This is a genomic window from Caulobacter sp. GSs2, from assembly GCF_058680895.1.
In genome coordinates, this window is record NZ_CM178725.1 from 995,333 (window position 1) to 1,020,149 (window position 24,817).

General features: G+C 66.7%; 23 protein-coding genes and 2 pseudogenes. 7 read left to right on the plus strand and 18 right to left on the minus strand.

The features are described from left to right. Positions 1 to 195 precede the first annotated feature (195 nt). Both ACW17Z_RS04930 and ACW17Z_RS04935 read left to right on the plus strand, forming a co-directional pair. Positions 196 to 2,283 (plus strand): ATP-binding protein, encoded by a 2,088-nt coding sequence (locus ACW17Z_RS04930; RefSeq protein WP_492057798.1) that lies wholly within the window; start codon positions 196 to 198, stop codon positions 2,281 to 2,283. Positions 2,284 to 2,350: 67 nt separating this feature from the next. Beyond that, positions 2,351 to 3,262: an SMP-30/gluconolactonase/LRE family protein gene (locus ACW17Z_RS04935; RefSeq protein WP_492057800.1), complete on the plus strand. Its 912-nt coding sequence runs from the start codon at positions 2,351 to 2,353 to the stop codon at positions 3,260 to 3,262. Positions 3,263 to 3,488: 226 nt separating this feature from the next. Here ACW17Z_RS04935 and ACW17Z_RS04940 read toward each other — a convergent pair whose 3' ends face one another. From ACW17Z_RS04940 to ACW17Z_RS04960, 5 genes are all read right to left on the minus strand, one after another. Beyond that, positions 3,489 to 4,580, minus strand: a complete 1,092-nt coding sequence (locus ACW17Z_RS04940) for an NADH:flavin oxidoreductase (protein ID WP_492057802.1) — start codon at positions 4,578 to 4,580, stop codon at positions 3,489 to 3,491. Between the two features lie 152 nt (positions 4,581 to 4,732). Continuing rightward, positions 4,733 to 5,944 carry an acyl-CoA dehydrogenase family protein gene (locus tag ACW17Z_RS04945; RefSeq protein ID WP_419317679.1) on the minus strand — a complete coding sequence of 404 codons (1,212 nt, stop codon included), beginning with the start codon at positions 5,942 to 5,944 and terminating at the stop codon, positions 4,733 to 4,735. A 5-nt stretch (positions 5,945 to 5,949) separates the two neighbouring features. Further along, on the minus strand, positions 5,950 to 6,240 hold the full coding sequence (locus tag ACW17Z_RS04950) for a putative quinol monooxygenase (RefSeq protein WP_419317680.1): 291 nt from the start codon (positions 6,238 to 6,240) through the stop codon (positions 5,950 to 5,952). A 96-nt stretch (positions 6,241 to 6,336) separates the two neighbouring features. Next, the gene (locus ACW17Z_RS04955; protein ID WP_419317681.1) at positions 6,337 to 6,630 is read right to left on the minus strand and encodes a hypothetical protein; all 294 of its coding nucleotides are present in this window, start codon (positions 6,628 to 6,630) and stop codon (positions 6,337 to 6,339) included. Between the two features lie 159 nt (positions 6,631 to 6,789). Continuing rightward, positions 6,790 to 7,485, minus strand: coding sequence for a TerB family tellurite resistance protein (locus tag ACW17Z_RS04960; protein ID WP_419317682.1), 696 nt, complete (start codon positions 7,483 to 7,485; stop codon positions 6,790 to 6,792). Positions 7,486 to 7,784: 299 nt separating this feature from the next. On the opposite strand from ACW17Z_RS04960, the gene ACW17Z_RS04965 reads away from it, so the two are divergent. Next, the gene (locus tag ACW17Z_RS04965; RefSeq protein WP_492057804.1) at positions 7,785 to 8,624 is read left to right on the plus strand and encodes a hypothetical protein; all 840 of its coding nucleotides are present in this window, start codon (positions 7,785 to 7,787) and stop codon (positions 8,622 to 8,624) included. Between the two features lie 192 nt (positions 8,625 to 8,816). Here ACW17Z_RS04965 and ACW17Z_RS04970 read toward each other — a convergent pair whose 3' ends face one another. The 4 genes from ACW17Z_RS04970 to ACW17Z_RS04985 form a co-directional block, all read right to left on the minus strand. After that, positions 8,817 to 10,283: a GH1 family beta-glucosidase gene (locus ACW17Z_RS04970; RefSeq protein WP_492057806.1), complete on the minus strand. Its 1,467-nt coding sequence runs from the start codon at positions 10,281 to 10,283 to the stop codon at positions 8,817 to 8,819. A 200-nt stretch (positions 10,284 to 10,483) separates the two neighbouring features. Beyond that, positions 10,484 to 12,685 carry a bifunctional diguanylate cyclase/phosphodiesterase gene (locus ACW17Z_RS04975; RefSeq protein ID WP_492057807.1) on the minus strand — a complete coding sequence of 734 codons (2,202 nt, stop codon included), beginning with the start codon at positions 12,683 to 12,685 and terminating at the stop codon, positions 10,484 to 10,486. Positions 12,686 to 12,860: 175 nt separating this feature from the next. Next, positions 12,861 to 13,949, minus strand: coding sequence for a M48 family metallopeptidase (locus ACW17Z_RS04980; RefSeq protein ID WP_492057808.1), 1,089 nt, complete (start codon positions 13,947 to 13,949; stop codon positions 12,861 to 12,863). Beyond that, positions 13,933 to 15,006 carry a YjgN family protein gene (locus ACW17Z_RS04985; RefSeq protein ID WP_492057809.1) on the minus strand — a complete coding sequence of 358 codons (1,074 nt, stop codon included), beginning with the start codon at positions 15,004 to 15,006 and terminating at the stop codon, positions 13,933 to 13,935. Before ACW17Z_RS04985 ends, ACW17Z_RS04980 begins: the two co-directional genes overlap by 17 nt. Positions 15,007 to 15,270: 264 nt before the next feature. On the opposite strand from ACW17Z_RS04985, the gene ACW17Z_RS04990 reads away from it, so the two are divergent. Next, positions 15,271 to 15,618: a type II toxin-antitoxin system HicB family antitoxin gene (locus ACW17Z_RS04990; protein WP_492057810.1), complete on the plus strand. Its 348-nt coding sequence runs from the start codon at positions 15,271 to 15,273 to the stop codon at positions 15,616 to 15,618. Positions 15,619 to 15,644: 26 nt separating this feature from the next. On the opposite strand, the gene ACW17Z_RS04995 is transcribed toward ACW17Z_RS04990, so the two are convergent. The 9 genes from ACW17Z_RS04995 to ACW17Z_RS05035 form a co-directional block, all read right to left on the minus strand. Further along, positions 15,645 to 15,875, minus strand: coding sequence for a hypothetical protein (locus tag ACW17Z_RS04995; protein ID WP_492057811.1), 231 nt, complete (start codon positions 15,873 to 15,875; stop codon positions 15,645 to 15,647). Positions 15,876 to 15,952: 77 nt separating this feature from the next. Further along, positions 15,953 to 18,622 carry a methionine synthase gene (gene metH / locus ACW17Z_RS05000; protein WP_492057812.1) on the minus strand — a complete coding sequence of 890 codons (2,670 nt, stop codon included), beginning with the start codon at positions 18,620 to 18,622 and terminating at the stop codon, positions 15,953 to 15,955. Then, the gene (locus tag ACW17Z_RS05005) at positions 18,619 to 19,020 is read right to left on the minus strand and encodes a DUF4259 domain-containing protein (RefSeq protein WP_492057813.1); all 402 of its coding nucleotides are present in this window, start codon (positions 19,018 to 19,020) and stop codon (positions 18,619 to 18,621) included. The genes metH and ACW17Z_RS05005 overlap by 4 nt, the downstream gene beginning before the upstream one ends. Positions 19,021 to 19,022: 2 nt before the next feature. Next, positions 19,023 to 20,102 (minus strand): homocysteine S-methyltransferase family protein, encoded by a 1,080-nt coding sequence (locus ACW17Z_RS05010; protein ID WP_492057814.1) that lies wholly within the window; start codon positions 20,100 to 20,102, stop codon positions 19,023 to 19,025. Continuing rightward, entirely contained in the window at positions 20,099 to 20,968 is an 870-nt protein-coding gene (bla, locus tag ACW17Z_RS05015) for a subclass B3 metallo-beta-lactamase (RefSeq protein WP_492057816.1), read from the minus strand. The genes ACW17Z_RS05010 and bla overlap by 4 nt, the downstream gene beginning before the upstream one ends. After that, positions 20,965 to 21,924 carry a methylenetetrahydrofolate reductase [NAD(P)H] gene (metF, locus tag ACW17Z_RS05020; protein ID WP_492057817.1) on the minus strand — a complete coding sequence of 320 codons (960 nt, stop codon included), beginning with the start codon at positions 21,922 to 21,924 and terminating at the stop codon, positions 20,965 to 20,967. The genes bla and metF overlap by 4 nt, the downstream gene beginning before the upstream one ends. After that, positions 21,921 to 22,898, minus strand: coding sequence for an ArsR/SmtB family transcription factor (locus ACW17Z_RS05025; RefSeq protein ID WP_492057818.1), 978 nt, complete (start codon positions 22,896 to 22,898; stop codon positions 21,921 to 21,923). The genes metF and ACW17Z_RS05025 overlap by 4 nt, the downstream gene beginning before the upstream one ends. Positions 22,899 to 22,941: 43 nt before the next feature. Then, a complete protein-coding gene (locus ACW17Z_RS05030) occupies positions 22,942 to 23,316 on the minus strand; it encodes a VOC family protein (RefSeq protein WP_492057820.1) in 375 nt (124 codons plus the stop codon). Positions 23,317 to 23,318: 2 nt separating this feature from the next. Beyond that, positions 23,319 to 23,678 (minus strand): winged helix-turn-helix transcriptional regulator, encoded by a 360-nt coding sequence (locus tag ACW17Z_RS05035; protein WP_492057821.1) that lies wholly within the window; start codon positions 23,676 to 23,678, stop codon positions 23,319 to 23,321. Positions 23,679 to 23,709: 31 nt separating this feature from the next. Between ACW17Z_RS05035 and ACW17Z_RS05040 the strand changes: the two are divergent. The 3 genes and pseudogenes from ACW17Z_RS05040 to ACW17Z_RS05050 form a co-directional block, all read left to right on the plus strand. Further along, positions 23,710 to 23,991, plus strand: a pseudogene (locus ACW17Z_RS05040) (carboxymuconolactone decarboxylase family protein); the annotation flags it as partial. Next, positions 23,990 to 24,294: pseudogene (locus tag ACW17Z_RS05045) on the plus strand (carboxymuconolactone decarboxylase family protein). The pseudogenes ACW17Z_RS05040 and ACW17Z_RS05045, both read left to right, overlap by 2 nt. 196 nt (positions 24,295 to 24,490) lie before the next feature. After that, a complete protein-coding gene (locus ACW17Z_RS05050; protein ID WP_492057822.1) occupies positions 24,491 to 24,781 on the plus strand; it encodes a type II toxin-antitoxin system RelE/ParE family toxin in 291 nt (96 codons plus the stop codon). Positions 24,782 to 24,817 lie beyond the last annotated feature (36 nt).

A 24,817-nucleotide genomic window follows, 5' to 3' on the forward strand; every position in this document is an offset into this window, starting at 1 on the left:
TTTTCCGACGAAGTGGGCGCCGGTTCGTCGTCAGAAAATGCGTTAAAACAAAAGACTAGAGCATTTCACCGATCCAGTCGGATCGGAAAATGCTCTAGATCGGGCCCGGCGGTTGCGACACCAGGCCGCGATCGCGCCTTAACCAAAAAATCCGAGGTGCTGCGTAAGGTCGGCCTGCGGTCAGAGAACAGTAGCGTGCCCAAAAGCATTTATCTCCACAAGGCGCCGGCCAACTGGCGAAAGCTAACGGGCCTCTCGCTCGCCTACACCGCCTGCATGGCATACAGCCTGCTGCTGGCCGAGGCGGCGAGCGGCCTGCCCACCATCTGGACGGCCAACGCGGTCGTGGTCGCGGGGCTTCTGGTCCTGCCACGCTCGGATCGCTGGGCGCTGCTGGGCCTGACCTTGCTGTTGCATGTGCTGATCCAGCTGCCCTTCAGCATGCCGTTGCCTCACCTGCTTCTGGTCTCCTGCCTCGACACGCTCCAGGTCGCCGCCATCGCTACGGTCTTGCGCATGCTGCGGCTTCCCGGCCGCGTGCGTGACATGCGCAGCCTGACGCTGCTGGTGTCGATCTCGGCGCTCCTGACTGCGGCATCCTCGGTTTGCATCAGCGGCCTGCTCGCCGTCCTGCGAGGGCAGGCCTTCTGGACGGGCTGGAACGACTGGACGATGCCCAATGTTCTGGGGATGGCCCTGGCCCTGCCCACCGTGCTGATCCTGCTCGACACCCGCCTGATGCGGGGATTCCGGGCCCGTCCGCTTGAGGCTGCGGCCATGGCTCTGATCGCGGCGCTGACCGCCGCTGCCGTATTTTCCACCCAACCGCTCCTGCAGTCCCTGCTGTTCGCGCCGGCGTTGCTGGCGGTGTTCCGGGGCGGACCGCGCGCTGTGGCCCTGGTCGTCACGGCGTCCCTGGCGGCCACAATCCCCGCGGTGATCCGCAAGACCGGCATCGACCCCGACAGCGCCCTGCCGCCCCTGCGCCAGGCGTTGATGTTCCATATCGTCCTGTATGGAGTCTGCATGGTCGCGGCCCTGGCGCTCAGCCGCCAAGCCCGGCTGCAGACCCTGCTGCTGCGCGGCCAGGCCGTCGCGCGGGCTGCGCAGGCGCGGGCCATCGCCGCCAACGCCGCCAAGTCCGACTTCCTGGCGACGATCAGCCACGAGATCCGCACCCCGCTCAACAGCGTACTGGGCTTTGCCGGCCTGGTCGCCGACGATCCCGGCCTGTCGGCCGAGAGCCGGCGGCGGCTGGACCTAGTTGGCCGCGCCGGGCGATCGCTGGCCGGGATCGTCAATGACCTGCTCGACTTCGCCAAGGTCGAGGCGGGCCGAATGGATCTGAACCTGGCGCCCGCCTCTCCCGCGCGACTGTTGGGCGACGCCGTGGCGATCGTTGCGCCTGCGGCAGAGGCCAAGGGCCTTCGGCTCACAATGAGCCTCCACGGCGACGAAACGGGCAAGCCCGCGGTCTTCGCCCTTGATGAGGTGCGCCTGGGCCAGGTGCTGCTGAACCTTCTGGCCAACGCCGTGAAGTTCACGGCCGCCGGCGAAGTGTCGGCGCGCATGGACCTGGACCCGTCAGCCGGAACGATACGCTTCGAGATCGCCGACACCGGCATCGGCATCGCATCCGAAGTGCAGCCTCGCCTGTTCCAGCGCTTCAGCCAGGCCGATACCTCGATCAGCCGCAGCTATGGCGGCGCGGGTCTGGGCCTGGCGATCAGCAAGGCCCTGATCAACCAGATGGGCGGCCAGATCGGGGTTCAGAGTGTCCCCGACCAGGGCTCGCGGTTCTGGATCACCCTGCCGGCGACGCCGGTCGACGCGACCGAAACGGTCGGCGCCGGTAGTCTGGAGATGGTCATCCCTGGGGCGTCTCGCGTGCTGCTGGTTGACGATCATCCGATGAACCGGGAACTGGGCCACGCGCTGCTGACCCTGGCCGGTTGCGTCGTCACCACCGCCGAGGATGGCGCCCAGGCCGTGGCCTCTGCGCGCGATGGCGGCTTCGACCTGATCCTGATGGATGTCCACATGCCCATCATGGATGGTCTGGCCGCCACCCGCGCCATCCGGGCCCTGCCCGGCGCTGTGGCCAGCACCCCGATCATCGCCCTGAGCGCCGACGTCATGCCCGAGCAGATCGCGCGCTGCCGACTGGCGGGCATGAACGACCACGTCGCCAAGCCCATCCATCGGGAAAACCTGATCGCGGCCGTGATGCGCGCCCTTGTCCCCGAAGTGGCCGCGCCAAGCGCTGCCCTTGGGTCATCCTAGCCCCGCGTCGAAACAGCCGGCTATAGTCCCCCCATCCGCCCGTCAGAGGCGCACAGGGAGAGACGTGATGGACATCGAACTGGTGGCCGAAGGCCTGCTGTTTCCGGAGGGCCCCATCGCCATGGCCGACGGCTCGGTGATCCTGACCGAGATCCAGGGCCAGCGGCTCAGCCGCATCACCCCGGATGGCAAGCGCGAGACGGTGGCGCAGACCGGCGGCGGGCCCAACGGCGCGGCCATCGGTCCCGACGGCGCGATCTATGTCACCAACAATGGCGGCAGCTTCCAGTTCATCGACATGGGCGGCCTGAACGTGCCCGGCCCTACCCCGCCCAGCCACACGGGCGGCTCGATCCAGCGGGTTGACCTGGCGACCGGCGCAATCACGACGCTCTACACCGAATGCGACGGCAAGGCCCTGGTGGGCCCCAACGACCTGGTGTTCGACAAACAGGGCGGGTTCTGGTTCACCGACCACGGCTGCAGCACGCCCGAGGGCCGCAAGTTCGGCGCGCTCTACTACGCCCTGACCGATGGCTCGAAGATCACGCGGCAGCGCGACCACTTCGTCTCGCCCAACGGCGTGGGCCTCTCGCCCGACGAGAAGACCGTCTACATGGCCGACACCTCGCTGGGCCGGCTGTGGTCCTTCGACATCGCCGAGCCCGGCGTGCTGGCCCCCGCAGCCGGCTTCGCGCCAGGCAATGTGGTCTGCAACCTGCCGGGCTATCAGCTGCTCGACAGCCTGGCGGTCGAGGCCGGCGGCAAGGTCTGCGTGGCGACCATCATCAATGGCGGGATCACCGCCTTTGATACCGACGGGTCGACCGAGCACTTTGCCTTCCCGGACGTGATCGTCACCAACATCTGCTTTGGCGGGGCCGACATGCGCGATGCGTGGATCACGGCCTCGGGGACCGGCAAGCTCTACAAGACGCGGTGGCCGAGGCCTGGGCTGAAGCTGAACTTCAACGGGTAGGGAAAAGTCCTCCCCCTGAAGGGGGAGGCCACTCGCATATGACCAAAAACGGCTGTCATCCCGGACGAGCGCGCAGCGCGAAGATCCGGGATCGACGCCTGAGCGCCGCGTTCCAAGTCGGTCCCGGATCTGCGCCCGGCTTTGCCAGGCTTGTCCGGGATGACAAATTCTTTGGCGTCTGAGCCACAGGCGATAGCCCTCCCCCTTCAGGGGGAGGGCCGAAAGCCTAGTAAAGAACGCCCAGGGCTTCGCGTTCGAAGTTCTTCAGTTCGTCATTGCGGCCATCGCGGATCTTCACGACCCACTCCGGATCCTGCAGCAGGGCGCGCCCCACGCCGACCAGGTCGAACTCGCCGCGATCCAGGCGCTCCAGCAGTCCGTCGATCGAGGCCGGCTGGCTGCCTTCGCCGCCGAAGGCCGCGATGAACTCGCCCGACAGGCCCACCGAGCCGACGGTGATGGTCGGGGCGCCGGTCAGCTTCTTGGCCCAGCCGGCGAAGTTCAGGTCGCTGCCTTCGAATTCCGGCTCCCAGAAGCGGCGCTGGCTGCAGTGGAAGATGTCTGCGCCGGCGTCGGCCAGGGGCGAAAGCCAGGCCTCCAGCTCCTGCGGGGTCGGGGCGTTCTTGACCGCGTAATCCTGCTGCTTCCACTGCGAGATGCGGATGATCACCGGATAGTCGGGACCCACGGCGGCCCGAACGGCCTTCAGGATCTCGGCGGCGAACTTGCTGCGAGCGGCGATGGTCGGACCGCCGAAGGCGTCGTCGCGGACATTGGTGCCATCCCAGAAGAACTGGTCGATCAGATAGCCATGCGCGCCGTGCAGTTCGATGGCGTCAAAGCCCAGCAGCTTGGCGTTGCGGGCGGCGTCGGCGAAGGCGGCGATGGTGTCGGCAACTTCTTCGTCCGTCATCGGCTCGGTGAAGGGGTTGCCGCCGGCCTTGGACAGGCCCGAGGGGCTGTCGATCTTGCCCAGGACATCCTTACCCTTGGCTGCGCCGACGTGCCAAAGCTGGGGCGCGATCAGGCCGCCGGCGGCGTGAACCTCGTCGACCACCTTTTTCCAGGCCGCCAGTTCCTTTTCGCCGTGAAAGCGCGGGACATTGGCGTCGTTCAGCGAGGCGTCGCGGGCCACGCCCGTGCCTTCGGTGATGATCAGGCCGACCTGGTTCTCGGCGCGCCGACGGTAATAGGCGGCCACGTCGTCGGTGGGCACGCCGCCTGGCGAGAACGACCGGGTCATCGGCGCCATCACCACCCGGTTGGGCATTTTCAGCGCCTTGAATTCGAACGGCTTGAAGAGAGAGTCGAGGGCCATGGGGCGCTCCGAAGGAGGGTCGGTGTTGGGAGAGGTTATGGAGCGGGTTGCGATTGTGGACTATGCAGAAAAACTGCAACCGAACCTGTATCTGGCTAAGGCGCCAGGCGTCCCTCGAAGCCCACTTGGCGAGCTCCGAAGGACGGCGGCCTTCAGAGGCCCAGCACCATCTTGGCCATGATGTTGCGCTGGATCTCGTTGGATCCGGCATAGATCGAAGCCTTGCGGTAGCTGAAATAGGTGGGCGCGGCGGGCGCGGCATAGTCGGGGCCGGCCCGGCCTTCATTGGTCGGCGCCCAGGTGTCGCGGACGAACGGCGCGGCATAGGTTCCGACCGCCTCCAGGGTCAGTTCGGTGATGGCCTGCTGGGCCTCCGAGCCCACACATTTCAGCATCGACGAGACCGGTCCCACCGCCTTGCCGGCGCTGCGACCCGAGAAGATCCGCAGTTCTGCGGCGTTCAGCGCCTCGACCGAAATCTCCAGATTGGCGATCTTGGAACGGAAGTCCGGATCGTCGATCAGGCGGCCGCCATCGTCGGCCAGCTCCAGGGTCGCGATCTTGCGCACCTTGCGGATCATGTTCATCAGGCCCGGCGCATAGGCGTTGCCGCGCTCGAACTCGAGCAGGTACTTGGCGTAGGTCCAGCCCTTGTTTTCCTCGCCGATACGGTTGGCGATCGGCACGCGGACATTGTCGAAGAAGACCTGATTGATCTCCTGCTCGCCCTCGGCGGGGCCGTCCAGGGTCGGCAGCGGCTTGATCTGGATGCCGGGGCTGTCCATGCGCAGCAGCAGGAAGCTGATGCCGTTCTGGGGCTTGCCCTCGGTCGAGGTGCGCACCAGGCAGAACATCCAGTCGGCCCACTGGGCCTGGGTGGTCCAGATCTTCGAGCCGTTCAGCACATAGTCGTCACCGTCGCGCTCGGCCTTCATCTGCAATGAGGCCAGGTCAGAGCCTGAACCCGGCTCCGAATAACCCTGGCACCACCAGATGTCGGACGACAGGATCGGCGGCAGGTGCTGCCTTTTCTGCTCTTCGGTGCCGAACGCCAGGACCACCGGCGCGCACATCTTCAGGCCCATGGGCGAGGGGTTTGGCGTGCCCGCCAGGCTCAGTTCCATGTTGAAGATGTAGCGCTGCGAAGCGGTGAAGTCGCAACCACCCCACTCGACCGGCCAGTCCGGCGCGGCCCAGCCACGCTCGGCCAGCTTCTTTTGCCATTTCACCTGGCCGGCCTTGTCCAGATAGCCGTTCTTGGACTGGCTCATCTGGCGGCGCAGATCGTCGTCATAGGCGCCGGCGATCCAGTCGCGGACCTCCTGCTGGAAGGCCAGGTCTTCAGGCGAAAAAGCGAGATCCATGACTGCTACTCCACCGCGTCCAGATATTCGATCTCGGGACGACCGGCCATGAACGGCCCCATCGCCGCGCCGCCGGCCTTGAAATAGTCGGTGCCGCCGTGCGCCTTCAGGTCATCCATCGAGGCGTACAGTTCGAGAACCTTGTAGGTTCCGGCCTCGGTCTTGCTCTTGGTCAGCTGATAGAGAAGGCAGCCGGGCTCGTTGGCCTTCACCTTGGCCGCCAGATCCAGGAATACCGCTTCGAATTCTGAGGTCTTTTCGACCTGGACCTTCAAGGTCGCCACCACACCGATCATGCTCGCCTCCCAACGCTTGTTTGAAAGCAGCATCGGCCACACCGACGCTCGCCGCAAGGGCGACGTTGGGGAAGGCGGGAATTCAGCTGTTGGAGATTAGGGCCGCTCGTTCCAGCCGTAAGCGACCCAGGAATGGCCGCCGACATTGCGCGCTTCGATCAGGGTCGGATCGCTGCTGGTCTTGGCCTGGACGGTGCGGCGGGCCCGCAGGGCCAGAGCCACCAGACCAAAGAGCGCGCTGCCCATGAACCCGATGACCACCACCGTGGCGGCGAAGACGACGGCCAGCACCGAGCCGATGACGACAGCAGCGGAGGTCGCCAGCGCACCGGCCAGCCATGCAAGGCTGCGCAGAGCAGAACCGCCGGTCATCGTGGTCGAACCCGTCATTGATCGTCCCTTCTCAGCGTGAACGCCGCAACTCAGCACTTATGGTCAACAAGGTTGGTGCACGGACACTGAAGGTCAACTCAACACCCGCGTGATCGATCTGAAAAGCCCATTTCGCCCGAGACATAGTGTCTCGCGCCGCGACTCGCACGGCGCGGGTCAACCGACAGTCGCCAGACCCAGCTCGCGACGCTCGCGCATCACGGTGCTGAAGGCCTCGTTGATCGCCGCCGACTTGGCCTCGGCCACCTCGATGAAATCGCTGGGCAGCCCCCGGGCGCGGGCGCGATCGGGGTGCGCGGCGGACAGGGCTGCCTTCCAGGCCGAGCGCACTGCAGCGTCGTCGGCGTCGTGCGCCACGTCCAGGATCATGTACGGATCGTCGGCGCCCGATCCCAGATGCACGGCGCGCAGCCGGCGAAAGGCCAGCGGCGAAAGGCCGAAAAGATCGGCCACCCGCTCCAGATAATCCAGCTCAACCTGGGTCACCATGCCGTCGGCCTTGGCGATGTGGAACAGGCCGTCGACCACATCCTCGAGGATCTGCGGACAGGTGCGATAGCGTTTCGCCAGGCGCTTGGCGTAGCTTTCAAAGCCATGGGTGGTCTGACGGGCTAGGTCATACAGGCGATGAATGTTGTCTTCCGAGGCCGGATCGGGCTGGAAAACCTCGCTGAAGGCGGCGAACTCGTGCCCGTCGGCCCGGCCGTCGGCCTTGGCCAGCTTGGCGCCCAGAGCCGTGACCGCCGTCGAGAACGCCGGATCCTCGCCTGGCAAACCCGCCGGACAGTCCGGGCAGTCGGCCAGGTCAAGCCGGCGCGCGGCTATGGTTGCGATGTTGCGCCAGAAAGTCATGGAAGCGGTGAAAGCCCAAAAGGGTGGCGGGGTGATGGCGAGGACGTGACGACAGGAAAGGTACGCGCGACAACGCGATACGGATCACGCTCTCTATCGGCCTTCTAACATATTCCGCCGCCTGCCCCACCCCAGGGCCGGTGGGATGAACCCGAATTCATGCTGGAGCCTTTCGCCTCCTCGCCCGTTATGGCCCAGCTTGGGAACGTGCTGACGCCAAAGGCGCCTTGCTGTGGTCCCATTCCGCTCCGAAATGCTCTAGTCAAAGCGTCACAGACCTCAAAAGGACTTCCGCCCGCATGGCGACCGCCCTCTTTCTCGCCCTGGCCATGATGGGTCAGGCGCCCGTCGCTCCCGCCGCCACGCCGCCCAGCGACGACTATGGCTATGTCGCGTGGTGCTATGGCGCTCTGGGCGGCTATGTCGATCTCTATGACCAGGTGATGCCGGAAGTCACCCGCATCGAGAAGGCCTTTCCCGGGCCCGACGGGGTCGCGGCCTCGCTGAAGACCTATCCCGAGATGCGCGCCCAGGCCCGCGCCGACATGAAGGTGTTCACCGCGGCGATCACGGCGGCCGAAAAGGCCAGCCCGCGTCCGATCTCGGAATATGGCGGCGCGGCGGTCAAGAAGGGCCGCTCGGTCTGGAGCGGCGCGGATTCGGCCAACAAGGCGCGCCTGGCCCAGGTGTGGATGAGCTGGTCGCCGCCCGGCGACTGCGAAACCCGCGCCAAGGCCCTTGAGAAGAAGTCCAACATCCTGGGCAAGGCCCTGATCTACAACGCCGCCAAGCCGGTCGAGCCGGCGCCGGCCTCGGCCGTCGAGGCCCTGCCGGAACCGGTTCCGGCGCCCGTGATGGCGCCCGCAGTTGAACAGGCCGCGCCGCCTGAACCGGTGGTGACCGAGGCCCCCAAGCCCGTGGCCAAGCCGACCGCTCAGCCGACCGCCAAGCCTGCCGCAAAGCCGCCCATGACCAAGACCGCGACGAAACCGGTCGCCGCCAAGCCGGCCGTGACCAAGCCCACCGCGTCGGCAAAGGCGGAGTTCATCATCGACTTCGCCGACCCCAAGCCCTGCCCCGGCCGCCTGGACCCCGCCAAGCGCGACGGCAAGGACGTGCTGGTCTGCAAGCCGGACTAAGTCCTGCCACTGAAGGGCAGGTCATTGCATCTGATCAAAAACGGTTGTCATCCCGGACAAGCGCGAAGCGCGAAGATCCGGGACCGACGCGTGAACTCAGCGCTTCCGGCGGTCCCGGACCTGCGCCCGGCTCTAGCCGGGCTTGTCCGGGATGACAGCCTCTTTTGATCATAGGCAGTTGTCCTATCGGATCTACGGCTTGACCGGCAGCGCCCCGCTGGCCGCCAGGGCCTTGAACCACCCATACGACGCCTTGGGCGTGCGCACGCCCGTCGCCCGGTCGTGCGCCACCAGGCCGAACTTGGAGGTGTAGCCCAGGTCCCACTCGAAATTGTCGAGCAGGGTCCAGCAGAAATAGCCGCCGATCGGTGAGCCCGCTTCGCGCGCGACCAGCACCGCCTCCAGATGGCGACGCAGATAGTTGATCCGGAACGTGTCGTCGATCACCGCCGGCCCCTTGCTGAACGGGTCGGAACAGCCGTTCTCGGTGATCAGCACCGGCGGATTGCCATAGTCGCGGCGCACCCTGTCCAGCACCTGGAAAAGACCCGACGGGTCGATGTGCCGGCCAAAGGCGTCCAGCTCCGCGCCCTTGGGCGGGCTGGCCGGCGCGATCTTGCTGGGCGAGGACAGGTCCAGCCGCACATAGGCGGGCGCGTAATAGTTCACCCCCAGGAAATCGACCTTCTGGCGGATCGCGGCCATGTCGCCGTCGCGCACCACCCCGGCCTTCAGCAGGTCTTGCAATTCCTTGGGATAGGTTCCCTTGAACAGAGGATCCAGCCACGCGCCGTTCCACAGGGCGTCCAGGCCGTCCGAGGCCAGACGGTTCCAGAACGCCAGCTCGCCGCCGGCCGGCCGGCACGGCTGCAGCGCCATGGTGGTGCCCACCGACAGGTCGCTCCGCCCGGCCCGCAAGGCCTGCATCGCCAGCCCCTGAGCCAGGTTCATGTGGTGGACCGTCGGCCCCAGCAGATCCATGTCCTTCAGTCCCGGCGCGTGCTCGCCCAGCACATGGCCGAACACCGCGTGAACCGCCGCCTCGTTGAGGGCGATATAGTGCTTGAGCCGGTCGCCCAGCCGGTCGACCACCGCATGGGCGTAGTCGGCGAAGCGCAGGGCCGTGTCGCGGTTCTTCCAGCCGCCCTTGTCCTGCAGGGCCTGCGGCAGGTCCCAGTGGAACAGCGTGGCATAGGGCGTGATCCCCTTGGCCAGCATCGCGTCGACCATCTTTGAATAGTGGTCCAGCCCCGCCGGATTGATCGCCCCTTCCCCCGTCGGCAACACTCGCGACCAGGAGATCGAGAAGCGATAGGCGTCCAGCCCCGCCCCGGCGATCAGGTCCACGTCGTCGGCGTAGCGGCGATAGCTGTCAGTGGCGACGGTGGCGTCGGAGCCGTCGACGACGATGCCCGGCTTCTTCTCGAACACGTCCCAGACGCTGGGGCCCCGCCCATCGACGTTCTGGGCGCCCTCGGTCTGAAAGGCCGCCGAGGCCACGCCCCAGAGGAAGTCCTGCGGGAATTGCCGGGATTTAGGATCAAGCTCGGTGTCCGGCCCGCGCGCGCATCCCGACAGGCCTAGCGCCGCCCCGCCGACGACCCCGCCCCCCAGAAGCATGGCCCCCAGGCCTCGCCGACTCACGCCTTGATGATCCACGCCGCATCCTTCCCAAGCTCAGAGGTCAGCGCCCCTGTTGAGACGGAGGATGCCGTGCAAGAACGCCGGTTGACCAGCCTTCCTTTGCGAAGGCGTCTAGAGCAAAAGTCGCCATGATTGAATCATGTCGTTTGCTCTAGATTCTTGTTTTGAAGCGTTATTTCGGCGGCGAACCGGTATCCACTTCGCCGAATAACGCTCTAGCGACGCTGGCGGGCCGAGACCTTGGCGGCGTTCGCCAGCGCCTGGCGGGCGTCTCGGGCGGCGGCGATGTCTTCGGCGGGCATGGGCCGGGCCAGCAGGAAGCCCTGGAACTCGACGCAGCCCAGCTTCACCAGGGTGTCGAACTGGGCCTGGGTCTCGACGCCCTCGGCCGTCGTCTTCAGACCCAGCGACTTGGCCAGACTGATGATGGCGCCGGCCACCGAGGTGACCTCGCCGTCGGGCGACAGGGTGGACACGAAGGAGCGGTCGATCTTCAGCTTGTCGATCGGATGGCGGCGCAGATAGGCCAGGCTGGCATAGCCGGTGCCGAAGTCGTCCAGCGCCAGTCGGAAGCCCAGGCGCTTGATGCGACGCAGGGCGTCGTGAACGCCGTCGCTGTCTTTCAGCAAGGCCGTCTCGGTGATCTCCAGCACGAAGCCGGCGGCCTGGGCCCCGGTCTCGGCCAGGATCTGCTCGATCTCGTCGACGAAGCCCGGCGCGGACAGCTGCAGGGCCGAGACGTTGACCGAGACCTCCAGCCCCGACCAGCGCAGGCTGTCATAGCAGGCGCGGCGGAACACCGACCGGCCGATGGCGGCGATCAGGCCAGTCGACTCGGCCAGCGGAATGAAGATGGCGGGCGAGATGTCGCCGCGCTCGGGATCGCGCCAGCGCGCCAGGGCCTCGACGCCCTGGATGACGCCACGCGCGTCGGTCAGGGGCTGATAGGCGACGGTCAGGCGCTCCTGGTCGATGGCGGCGCGCAGGTCACGCTCCAGGCCCTTGCGCAGGCGCAGGGCGGCGTCCATCTCCGGCTCGAAGAAGCAGTAGCGGCCGCGACCCGATTCCTTGGCGCGGTACAGGGCGACATCGGCCTGTCGCAGCATCTCGGCCTGGCCCTCGTCGGCGTCGGACACCACCGCCACGCCCACCGAGCAGGACAGTTCGGCGCGGCCGATGCTGAGGTCCAGATCGCCCGACAGACCCTCGACCACGCGCTGGGCCAGGGTGGCGCAGCCGGCGGGGGTGGTGTCGGGCTGGATGATCGCAAATTCGTCGCCGCCCAGACGGCAGATGGTGTCGGTCTCGCGGCAGATGGCCTGAAGGCGGCGGGCGACCTCGCGGATGACCTGGTCGCCGGCGTCATGGCCGTAGCTGTCATTGACCTCCTTGAAGCGGTCCAGGTCGATGCACAGCACCCCCAGATAGCCCGACTTGCGCCGCAACAGGGCGTGGGCGTGGATCAGGCGGTCGGTAAACAGGGTGCGGTTGGCCAGGCCTGTCAGGGGGTCGTGCAGGGCCAGATGCTTGGCCTCGGCCTCGCTGAGCAGCAGCTTCTTGGCGGCGCGGCGGGTGACGCGGAACAGCATCAACGCGCCGATGCCGGCGGCCAGGGCGGCCAGGGCCAGGATGGGCGTGGCCTGCTGCAGCAGCTCGGCGCCCGGCTTGCGGGGGTCCCAGCGCAGCACGATGCCGCGGCCGTCCGGCGCCCGGCCCATCAGGGTCTGGGCGTTCTCGCCCTTGATCTGGCTGGCCGGCACGATCTCGATACGGGCGTTCTTGAGCAGGAAGCGCTCGGAGAAGGCGTTCACCACGCTGCTGGCGACCGGCATGCCCGAGACCACCAGCGGCGCCCGGGCGCCGCGCGTCCTGGCCTTCAGATCCGGACGCACCAGGGACACGGTGATCATCACCGCCTCGTTGCCCACCAGCTCGACGCGGCTGAAATGGACCGCGCGCATCTTGGCGACCTTGGCGGGGTCGGTTTCGATCGCGCGAACCTGGCTGATCAGCTTCTGGGTCTGGGCGGCGTAAAGGCCGAAGGATTCCGGCGCGACATCCGTGCCGTTGATGTGGCCGTAGATCGGCCTGTTGTCGGCGTCGAGCACGAAGACGACGCTGTAGCCCAGGGCGCCGCCGATCGAGGAGCCGATGTTCTGGTTGGCCCAGGCCAGGTCGAAGTCATTGTCCAGCTTGTGGATCGCCTCGTCCCAGATGACATAGGGATTGAGGCTGGTTTGAACTTCCTTGCCGCGCTGACGCAGGCCATTGCTGACCAGGGTCTGTTCGTACTGGCGCTCGCGCAGATCGGCCTGGCGGGTGGCGGTGAACAACAGACCGGCCGCAACCAGGACCATGGCGGCCGCCATGCCCATGATCAGGCCGAAGATCTTCAGCTCGATATTGTTGCGATTCATACGCGGGTCCCGGCAGGCGGACGCATCAGTCCACGCCACGCGTTGCTGAATCCCTTACTGGAGCGATTTTTTGGATGTTTTGTCGCACATCGTTATGCGGGATGGGTCGAATGTCCGATTTGGGGTCGGACGAGTGACGTTTTTGCCCCGGACGGTGGGCGAGACCGGCTTCGCGCTAGCGTCCCCCCACCTGGCAGGCCGCCTTCACCCGGCGCCAGTCGTTCTGGGAAAGCGCCGGCGTTCCGGGCAAGGCCGCCGCCGCCGCCCGACTGGCGCGCCCAGCCGTGTCGGGATGGGTCGCAAACCATTCGGCGGCGCGACGCAATCGGGGATCATCCTGGCGATTGGCCATCCGCCCGAAGAAGTCCGCCATGCCCCGGGTCGAGATATTCCGAGCCCGCAACAGTTCGATGGCCCTCGCATCGGCTTCAGTCTCGAGATCGCGGCTGAATCTCTGGTCGGCGAAGCCGCCGGCCAGAAGCACAGTCTGCTGACCGGCGCCCGTACCGCCGCCGACGACGGCGTCCAGCAACAGCCCCGCCCCCATGGAGCGCCAGGCCGCCTGAATGGCGTGACGACGCTCGACGTGGGCGATCTCGTGGGCGATCACCGCCGCCAGCTCGTCGGGCGTGCGGGCCTGGGCGATCAGGTCGTCGGTGACCAGGATCGCTCCGCCCGGCAGGGCGAAGGCGTTGACGAACGGCGCCCTCACCGCCTGCACCCTGATGTCGAACGCCGAATCCGAGCCTTCCGCCAGGCGATCGCCCAGGTCTGACAGGATCGCCGCCCCGCGCCGGTCGCCCTTGCAGGGCCGGAACGCGACCTTGAGCTGGCCTTCCATGTTCGAGCCAAACTGGGCCTCTAGCTTGGGCGGGGTCCCGCGGGCCAGAGGACCGGCGGCCAAGGGCACGCCGACGAAGACGATCGCCGCGAAGGTCGCGCCCGCCCCGACCAGTCCGGCGATCAGCGTCCACTCGGCGCCGCGCTCGCGCCGCGCGATCGCAGTTTCCGAGCGCCTGGACAAGGTCCGCCATGCCTCGCTCTCGACGATCAGCCGCGCGTCGCCATCACCCCGGGTCAGGCGATAGCGGCCGGCGGAATGAGCCGTTTCCCGCACCTCGTCCAGCGGCCAGTCGATCCCGACGCCGGGATCGTCCAGCGCCCGGGCGATGACCCGGCCGGCCTCCAGGCTGACCTCTACCCGCCAGGGACGGGACGTCTGGCCGTCGTAGAGCAGACCCTCCACGTCAGAACGGAGAGACATCGAAGGCATCGGCAAGGCCTTCGCCCGTCTTCGGTCCCCGCTCGGCCTGCATTGCGTCGGCCAGGGGCGCCTCGCCGGTGCTGGACAGCCGGGAGATCATGAACTTGGTCGTCCGCGCCACCACAACCGGCGTCAGGAAACCCAGGGTGAAGATCGTCAGCAGCAGGTTGGTCAGCGTCAGGCCGATCAGCGCGCCCGCCTTCACGTTCAAGGCAAAACGCGCCTCCCCCAGCCGGATCGAGCGCGCGATGGTCCGCATCAGGACCGCGTGATAGGCCGCCGAGGCCAACATGACGAACAGCGCATAGATAAACGCATAGCCATAGATCAGCAGGAACCGCGCCACGCCCGGCTCGGTCCCGGCCTGCATCGACGCGATCATGGGCGGCACGATGGCGGCGATGAGCACACCATAGCCGATGATCCCCACCACCCAGGCGAGCGCGAACGGTCCGTAGAGCCCTTCCGCATGCGATCGCTCCCAGCGGAGTTTCTGGTCTCCGTACGACATGCCGCCCCACAGCTTCTCGGCGATGCGCATCGACATGGCCGGCGCGTACCAGCCCAGGGTGATCATGACGAGCAGCGTATAGCCCAGATAGGACCAGCCGAACTTGTTGGCCGAGCCCCGCAGCTGGAACCGCACGCCGCGCCACACCGTGCGGCTGGCCATGTAGCGATAGGTCATGAAGATCGCCGCGCCGATCAGCACGATGATCGCGATATAGAGCGGCAGCATCAGCAGGGTGAACATCGGGCTGACGAACTGGATCGCCAGAATCAGCGCCAGATAGGGGACGCCCAGAGCCAGCAGCGCGATCAGGAAGCCCAGGAACAGCTCCCTGCCCTTGCCGGTATATTCGAAGGGCTCGTTGTTCAGGGTGATGTGCGACCAGACCCGGCGGCGCACCTCGGTCTTTCCCCAGAACCGGTAGAGCGTCAGGGTGATGATATTGAGCAGGCCGTTTTTCAGGCTGAGGCCGATGAACGACCCCGGCTTGATCGTGTGGCCAAACGCCAGAGTCTCGCCCTTCACGGGCGATTGAGCGCCATCCATGAAATCCCCCTAAGCCCCCGCTCGCAACTGTTGCGAGCAAGCAACCCTTGCGGGATTTGCCAAGGCGGTCAACCATTGCGGCGAAGATCAGAGGCGGTACGCAAGGGCGGACATTGAAAGCCTGCTTGTCAGAGCCCGCGCCAGGGTGATCGAAGGCTCGGGGTCCGCGGTTCGGTTCGAGTGCAACGGCGTCATCGCCCGCTTCCACCGACCCCATCCGGACAAGGACGCCCGCGCGTTCCTCGCGGCGATTGGAGTGAGGCCATGAACGTCCTGAAGCACAACGGCTACACGGCCCGGGTCGCGTTCGACGACGAGGACGAGATCTTTGTCGGTCGCCTGGCCGGGATCACCGACATCATCAGCTTCCACGCCGACACCGTCAGCGGCCTCAAAGCGGCCTTCCACGAAGCTGTTGCCGACTACATCGCCACCTGCGCCAGGGCCGGCAAGAAGCCCGAAAAGCCCTATTCCGGCCAGATCATGGTCCGCGTCGACCCCGTCGTTCACGCCCGCGCCGCCCTGGCGGCGGAACTGGCGGGCAAGAGCCTGGCGGGCTGGACGGAGGAGAAGCTGCGCGAGGCGGCGACGCGGGAGATCGAGGGGGCGTAAATGGGGTGCGCGCACCTCTTTTCCAGTCAGCTCCTTGGATTTGCAAACGGGGCGTACCGATCCCGAATGGCCCGCACCTCTTGAGCATATCGGTCGCGCTCTCCGCCGAAAAGAAGAGGTTCGAATTCACCGATTTCGTTGCGGAGGCGTTCGATCGTCGGGTTGGGATGCTCCCACGAGATGAAATCGTCCCACTCCAGTGGATAGTTCACCTCGCCAGCCAGAAAGCGATCGATCAGATCAATCGCCTCCGCCAAGCTTCCCACCTCCTCATGGATGTGAACGACGGCTGAAGTCCGTAACTTGCCCCTCAGCCATCGCAAGAAACCCATACCTACGCCGCCGCTTCCCGCGCCCTCGCGCCGGGATCGTAGTTGAGGATCGGGGCCAGCCATTTCTCGGCCTTGGCCAGGTCCCAGCCCTTGCGGCGGGCATAGTCCTCGACCTGGTCCAGATCCACCTTGCCGACGCCGAAATAGTGCGACTTCGGGTGGCTGAAATAGAGGCCTGACACGGCAGCGCCGGGGCTCATGGCGTAGCTTTCGGTCAGGATCATGCCGGTCTGTTCGGTCGCGTCCAGCAGGGTGAACAGCGTGCCCTTTTCGGTGTGGTCGGGCTGGGCCGGATAACCGGGAGCCGGGCGGATGCCGACATATTTCTCGGCGATCATCACCTCGGCGTCGGCGGACTCGTCAGGGGCGTAGCCCCACAGCTCGACGCGGGCCTTGTAGTGCAGCCACTCGGCGAAGGCTTCAGCCAGGCGATCGGCCAGGGCCGAGGCCATGATGGCGCTGTAGTCGTCGCCGGCGTCCTTGAAGCGCTTGACGATCTCGTCCTCGCCATGGCCGGCGGTGACGGCGAAGGCGCCGATATAGTCGGGCCCCTGCCCGATCGGCGCGACGAAGTCGGCCAGGGCGGCATTGGTCTTTCCCGCGCCCTTGTCCATCTGCTGGCGCAGGGTGTGCAGGCGCGACAGCTCCACCGTGCGGGTGTCGTCCGTATAGAGCACGATGTCGTCGCCCTGGGCCTGGGCCGGCCAGAAGCCGATCACGCCCTTGGCCCCGAACCAATTTTCTTGCACGAGCTTGTCGAGCATCTCGCGGGCTTCGGCATAGAGCTCGGTGGCGGCCTCGCCCACCACGTCGTCTTCCAGGATCTGCGGGAAGCGGCCGATCAGCTCCCAGCTGGCGAAGAACGGCGACCAGTCGATGAAGGGCACCAGCTCGGCCAGAGTCGGCTCGAAGGTGCGCGTGCCGATGAAGGACGGCTTGGGCGGCGTATAGCCTTCCCAGTCGATGGCGAACTTCTTCTGGCGGGCCTCGGCAATGCCGGTGCGGGCCTTGGCCGTGAGCCCTCGCGCATATTGCTCGCGGATGCGGACATATTCAGTGCGCGTCTCGGCCTGCAACCGATCGCGCTCGCTGGCCGACAGCAGGCCCGAGACCACGCCCACGGCCCGACTGGCGTCGAGCACATAGGTGGTCGAGCCCTTGGAATAGGCCGGCTCGATCTTGACCGCCGTGTGGGTGCGGCTGGTGGTGGCGCCGCCGATCAGCAGCGGGATGGTGAAGCCCTGGCGCTCCATCTCGGAGGCCACGAACACCATCTCGTCCAGCGACGGCGTGATCAGGCCAGACAGGCCGATCATGTCGACGTTATGCTTGCGGGCTTCATCCAGGATGCGGTCGGCGGGCACCATGACGCCGAGGTCGATGACCTCGTAATTGTTACACTGCAGGACCACGCCGACGATGTTCTTGCCGATGTCGTGGACGTCGCCCTTGACCGTGGCCATCAGGATGCGGCCGGCCTGCTCGCGCGGCTTGCCGGCCTTTTCAGCCTCCATGAAGGGCTCCAGCCAGGCCACGGCCTGCTTCATCACGCGGGCCGACTTGACCACCTGCGGCAGGAACATCTTGCCCGAGCCGAACAGGTCACCGACCACGTTCATGCCATCCATCAGATGGCCTTCGATGACGTGCAGCGGCCGCTCGACCGACAGGCGGGCCTCCTCGGTGTCGGCCTCGATGAATTCGGTGATGCCGTTGACCAGGGCGTGGGTGATGCGTTCGTTCACACTGCCCTTGCGCCATTCCAGATTGGCGGTCTGGACCTGACTCTTGTCGCCCTTGTAGCGCGGGGCCAGATCGACCAGGCGTTCGGTGTTGGAGACATTGGTCCGCTGCGGGCGGTTGAGGATCACGTCCTCGACGGCCTCGCGCAGTTCGGGATCCAGGGTGTCATAGACCGGCAGGTCGCCGGCATTGACGATACCCATGTCCATGCCCGCCGCGATGGCGTGATACAGGAACACCGAGTGGATCGCCCGGCGCACGGGCTCGTTGCCGCGGAAGCTGAACGACACGTTCGACACCCCGCCCGAGATGCGGGCGTAGGGGCAGCGCTTCTTGATCTCGCGCGTGCCCTCGATGAAGTCGACGGCGTAGTTGTCGTGCTCCTCGATCCCGGTCGCCACGGCAAAGATGTTGGGGTCGAAGATGATGTCTTCGGGCGGGAAGCCCACCTTGTCGACCAGGATGCGATAGGCCTTCTCGCAGATCTCGATCTTGCGGGCGGCGGTGTCGGCCTGGCCCACTTCGTCGAAGGCCATGACCACCACGGCCGCGCCGTAGCGCAGGCACAGCTTGGCCTGCTCGATGAACTTCTCCTCGCCCTCCTTCATGGAGATCGAGTTGACGATGGCCTTGCCCTGCACGCACTTCAGCCCGGCCTCGATCACCTCCCACTTGGAGCTGTCGATCATCACCGGCACCCGCGCGATGTCGGGCTCGGCCGCCATCAGGTTCAGGTAGGTGACCATGGCCAGCTTGGAGTCGAGCAGGCCCTCGTCCATGTTGACGTCGATGACCTGAGCGCCGGCCTCGACCTGCTGGCGGGCCACCGACAGGGCGGCCGGATAGTCGCCCTCGATGACCAGTTTCTTGAACTTGGCCGAGCCGGTGACGTTGGTGCGCTCACCGATATTGACGAAAACGGGTCTCATGATTGGCCGTTCAACAAGGATTGCAGTCCGGCGATCTGAGTGAGCCACGCGTCGTGGTCATCGCCCTCCTGCCAGGTTTCGTCGAGTTCTGAGGCCGTGCCGACCACGCGGGCCAGGGCACGGCGCGCCAGATTGGCGGTGCCTTCCGGCGGCTTGCCCATCGTGGCCTTCAGGTCGGCATGGCTGTCGGGCAGCACCGAGCCGGCCCCGACGCACGAGGCGACCACCGCCGCAGCGGCCACGGCCAGTTCGGCCTCGGCCTCTTCCAGATAGCCGCTGACGCCGGCGGCGTGCTCCATCAGCGTCATGACCATGCGCCAGTCCGGCGCTTCAGCCAGGTCCTCGATGAAGTCGGCGGCTTCTTCGTTGTCGAAAGGTCCGGGAGCCCAGGCGGTCATCTTCAGCCCACCAGTTCGAAGGGTTCGAGGCCCGCCAGGCGCATGGCCTTGGGACGCTCGGGGATCTGACGCGGGGTGACGCCGGCGACGGCTTCGGCGACGTGACGGATGTGGTCGGGCGTGGTGCCGCAGCAGCCGCCCAGGATGTTGACCAGGCCGTCCGACGCCCACTGGTGCAGGGCGTGGCCGGTCTGGTGCGGCTCCTCGTCATATTCGCCCATGGCGTTGGGCAGGCCGGCATTGGGATAGGCGGCGACCAGGGTGTCGGCGATGCGGGCCATCTCGGCGATGTGCGGGCGCATCAGGTCGGCGCCCAGGGCGCAGTTGAAGCCCACGGCGAACGGCTTGCAGTGCTTGATCGAGTTCCAGAAGGCTTCGGCCGTCTGGCCCGACAGGGTGCGGCCCGAGCGGTCGGTGATGGTGCCGCTGATCCAGATCGGCAGCTCTTCATGGCCCTCGTCGCGCAGATCCAGGATCGCCTTGATCGCGGCCTTGCAGTTGAGCGTGTCGGTGATGGTCTCGATCAGGAACAGGTCGACACCGCCCTCGTAGAGGGCCGAGACCTGCTGGCGGTAGGCCGCATAGACCTGGTCGAAGGTCACCTTGCGCGCGCCGGGGTCGTTCACATCCGACGACATCGACAGCATCACGTTCAGCGGCCCGATCGAGCCGGCGATGAAGCGCGGCTTTTCGGGGTGCTCCTTCAGCCAGCGATCGGCGACCGAACGGCCGATGCGCGCGCCTTCGTAGTTGATGTCCCAGACGTCCTTTTCGCCCAGGCGATAGTCGGCCTGGGCGATGGTGGTGCCGGAAAAGGTGTTGGTCTCGGAGATGTCGGCGCCGGCGCTGAAATAGGCGTCGTGCAGTTCGGCCACCAGGTCGGGCCGGGTCAGGCACAGGACGTCGTTATTGCCCTTCATCTGGCCGTCGTAGTCGGCGAAGCGCTCAGCGCGGTAGTCGGCCTCCGACAGCTTCTTCTTCTGGAACATCACGCCCCAGGAGCCGTCGAGGATCAGCACGCGCTGCTTGGCGGCGGCCTTGAGGGCGGCGATGCGGCCGCTACGGGTGGTCAGGTCCATCATTTGGCCGCTCCCTGCTGGCGCGCCAGCTCTTTGTTGAACGCGGCTTCCGAGGCGGCGACGAAGCGGCCCAGCTCGGTCGGATCGACGAAGGCGTTGTTGTCGCCGCGCAGCACGCGCTGGCGCTTGGCCAGCAGATCGCCCTGCTCCTCATGGGCGGGCAGGAAGACGTCGGCCGGCATGACCTTCAGCTTGGCGAAGGTGGCGCGATAGTCGGACACGATCTTCGGGTAGGTCTTGTTGCCCACCAGGGCGTTGCCGGCCACCGAGATCGAGTTGAAGAACACCACGTTCAGGGGGCGGCCGCGCTCGGTCACCGACAGGGTCCAGGTCGTGCCGCCGCTGGTATGGCCCGGCGTCAGGTGGGCGATCAGCGTGGTCTCGCCCAGCGTGACCTTCTCGCCGTCGCGCACGGTGCGGTCGACCTTCACGGCCGGAAAGGGCGTCAGGCCGTTTTCGTTGTCGCCAAAGTGACGGCCCTGCTCCAGGGCCGGCTTGTCCTGCGACGAGGCATAGAGCCTGGCGCCGGTGTCGGCCTTCACCTGGGCCAGGCCGCCGGCATGGTCATAGTGGGCGTGGGTGTTGATCAGGATCTTCACGTCGGCCAGCTTGAAGCCCAGCGAGACGATGTTGCGCTCGACCAGCTTGGCGCCGTCCGCCGACATGCCGGCATCCAGCAGCACATGTCCGGCCGACGAGGTGATCAGGTACGAGGACAACCCCTCGGAGCCGACATAGTAGATGTTGCCGACCACGCGGTATGGCTTGGTCGGCTTGATCCAGGCGGCCGGCGGCCACCCGTCGGCGCGGGCGGCGCTGACGCTGGCCAGCGAAAGCACACCGCAAAGGATCAGGGCCAGAACCTTCATGCCGCAACCTCCGAATGGGTCGTTTCACGCTCGCGCACGCCCAGCACCCGGCAGATCGCATAGACCAGATCGGCGCGGTTGAGGGTGTAGAAGTGAAAGTCCTCGAACCCCTGCTCCTGCAGCTTGGCGCACATCTCGGCGGCCACCGAGCAGGCGATCAGGCGACGGGTTTCGGCGTCATGGTCCAGGCCCTCGAACAGGTTGGCCAGCCAGCTCGGCACCGCCGTCTGACAGGCCTGGGACATCTTTTTCAGGCCGTTGAAATTGGTCACCGGCATGATCCCGGGCACGATCGGAATGGTGATGCCGGCGGCGCGCACCCTGTCGTTGAAGCGCAGGAAGGCGTCGATATCGAAGAAGAACTGGCTAATGCCAAGGGTCGCTCCGGCGTCGACCTTGGCCTTCAGCACGTCGATGTCGTGCTCCAGCGACGGGCTTTCCGGATGCTTTTCGGGATAGACCCCGACCAGCACCTCGAACGGCGCGATGCCGCGCAGGGCCTTGGTCAGTTCGGTGGCGTTGGCGTAGCCATCCTCGCGCGGCACATAGACCCCGCCGATGCCGCCCTCGGTCGGCGGCGGATCACCGCGCAGGGCGACGATGTGGCGAACGCCCGTCTCCCAGTATTCGCGGATCACCTCATCGACCTCGTCGCGGCTGGCCCCGACGCAGGTCAGGTGGGCGGCGGGCTTGAGGCTGGTTTCATCCAGGATGCGCTTGACCGTGCGGTGGGTGCGCTCGCGGGTCGAGCCGCCGGCCCCGTAGGTCACGGAGACGAAGGCCGGATCCAGCGGAGCCAGGCGGGTGATGGCCTGCCACAGGCTCTCTTCCATCGCCGGGGTCTTGGGCGGGAAGAACTCGAACGAGACGCGGGGACGGCCGCCGGCCTGGCTCTGACCGCGCTCGCCGGCGCGGGCGACAGGACCGATCACGCGGCGTGTGGGTGGAAGGGTCATGCGGCGCTCCTTTGCGCGGCCCGCTGGACCGGACGGCGAGCCGTCCAGATCTTGACGGTCAATCCCTGGGCCGAGGACGGCGGCAGGGCGATGTTGTTTTCCAGGCTCAGGCCGGCGGCCTCCAGCCAGGGGATGATCTCGGCGTCTTCAAAGCCCAGGCGGCGATGCTGATGGGCCTCGCGCAGGAACTCGTGGTCGTGCGGCGCGAAGTCGGCGATCAGCAGCAGGCCGCCATGGGCGACCAGCCGCGCGGCCTCGGCGACAGCGGCGGCCGGATCGCCCAGATAGTGCAGCACCTGATGCACCGTCACCAGATCGGCGCAGCCGCCCGGCAGGCCGGTGGCGAAGATGTCGCCGTGGCGCAGCTCGCATTGCCCCAGCCCCGCCTTGGCCACCTCGTCGCGGGCGATGTTGAGCATCTGCTGCGACAGGTCCAGGCCCAGGGCCGAGCCGGCCCGCTGGCCCAGCAGGGTCAGCATGCGGCCGGCGCCCGCGCCCAGGTCGACCATCTCGTCGAAGGGCCCCTCGCCTGCCGCGCGCAGGATCGCCGCCTCGACCTCGGCCTCGTCGACATACAGCGAGCGGATCTCGTTCCAGCGCGCGGCGTTGCGGGCGAAATAGGCCTGGGCGCCGGTCGAGCGCTCGGCCCGCACCGTGGCCAGTTTCTCGGCGTCGGCATGGACGGCCGGATCGGCGGGGTCGATCAGATCCAGCGCCTGGCGGACCAGATGGTGGCCCGGCGACTTGCTGGCCAGGCGATAAAACACCCAGGCCCCGTCGGGGAACCGCTCCACAAGCCCCGCCTCGGCCAGCAGCTTGAGATGGCGCGAGACGCGCGGCTGGCTCTGGTCCAGGATCTGGCACAGCTCCAGCACCGAAAGCTCCTCGCCGGCCAGCAGGGCGAGCAGCCGCAGACGGGTGGATTCCCCCGCCGCGCGCAGCACTTCAACAACCTGTTCAGCCGACAGCTTCATGAGGACATAAAGATATCTTTATGTCCGATTTGGCAAGCTGATTTTATGCCTCGGACGCCACCTTTGCGGGCTCCCAGAGCTCAATCTTGACCCCAGCCGGGTCCAGAATCCAGGCAAAACGACCCATCCCCTCGTCCTGCCGGCCGGTAGGCTCCACGCCCTCGGCCGCAGCCCTGGCCAGCAGGCCGTCCAGGTCATCGACGATGAAATTGATCATGAAGCCCGCCTGCGACGGCTCGAAATACCGGGTGTCGGCCGCGAACGGCGACCAGTTGGTCTGGCCGACTTTCGGATGATCGAACACCGCCCCGCCCCAGTCATGGACCTCGAAGCCCAGCACCCGCGCATACCAGTCGCGCACCGCGACCGGATCGGCCGCCTTGAAGAATATCCCGCCCAGCCCCAGCACCCTGGCCATGATCAGTCCTCCGTCGCCAGATCATCGGCCCAAGCCTGCGACCAGGTCATCAGCGGCGCAAGCGCCTCGATCAGGGCCGCTCCGCGCGGCGTCAGGCGATAACCCGCCTCGGCCGACACGACATCGGCAGCCCGAAGTTCGGCCAGACGGGCGTTCAGCGTGCCCGGCGGCAGTTCTGCGGCCGCCTGCAGCGCGCGAAAGGTCAGGACCGCGCCGTCGCGCAGCTCCCAGACGATCCGCAGGGCGCCGCGCCGGCCCACCAGATCCAGCGCGGCCATGACCGGACGCCCCGTGGTCGAGCCGCGCACCGGCTTGCCCGGCAAGGGCGCTTCAATTTCTGTAGCAATCGGCGACTTAGGCATGATACAGATTTTGTAGCAGAAGGAGACCGCCATGTCCGCCCGCATCGCGCCCGCCCGGCCGCCCTACCCCGCGACCGTCCAGAAAGCGCTGGACCACCTGAAGACGCCCGGTGATCAACCCCTGTCGCTGTTTCGAACCCTGGCCCGTGACGAGCGCCTGTTCTCGCGCTTCACCGGCGGCGGCCTGCTGGATCCCGGCCATCTGAGCCTGACCGACCGCGAGATCGTCATCCACCGCATCTGCGCCCTCAATGGCGCGGCCTATGAGTGGGGCGTGCACGCGGCGATTTTCGCGCGCGCCGCCGGTCTGGATGCGACGCGCCTGGCGGCCACCGTCGCGCCGGGAATCGCCGACTGCTGGTCGCCGCACGAGGCGCTGCTGATCGGCTTCTGCGACGCGGTCAACGCCCGGGCCGATATCGACGATGACCTGTGGGCGCGCCTGTCCGAAGCCTTCGACGAGGCGGCGCGGATCGAGCTGATGATGCTGGCCGGCTTCTACCGTACGGTCAGCCTGCTGGTGAACGGCCTGCGCCTGGAACCCGAACCATTCGCCGCGCCGTTTCCAGGGCCCTCCCCCCCCACCAGCGACGCCAACGGCTCGCCGTTGAAATAGCAGCGCAGGTTCTCCAGCGTCAGCCCGACTATGGCCGGGATACTGTCCAATTTGGCGCCGACGGTGTGCGGAGTGAGCACCGAAAGCTCTTCGCTGGCCAGCGGCGCAGACAGGGCGTTTCCCCCCGTCGTCAGCCCATCCGGACGGATACAATTTCTATGGCTTTTGAGTGTATCCCGTGGGATACATATCACCCATGGTCGAAGTGCGCGAAACCGAAGCGTTCAAGGCGTGGCGGAAGGCGCTCAAGGACCCCAGGGCGCAGAAGCAGATCGTCGCGCGCCTGACCCGACTGACCTACGGCCTGATGGGCGATGTAAAACCCGTCGGCGAAGGCGTGAGCGAACTGCGCATTCATGTGGGTCCAGGCTACCGGATTTACATCGTCGAGCGACAACAGGTCCTGATCATCGTCCTCACCGGCGGCGATAAGGCGTCCCAGGCTCAGGACATAGAAAAGGCCAAGGCGCTGGCCAGGGAAATCTAGCTGTCGCCACTCTCACGGGGCCGCGCCCCACTCCCG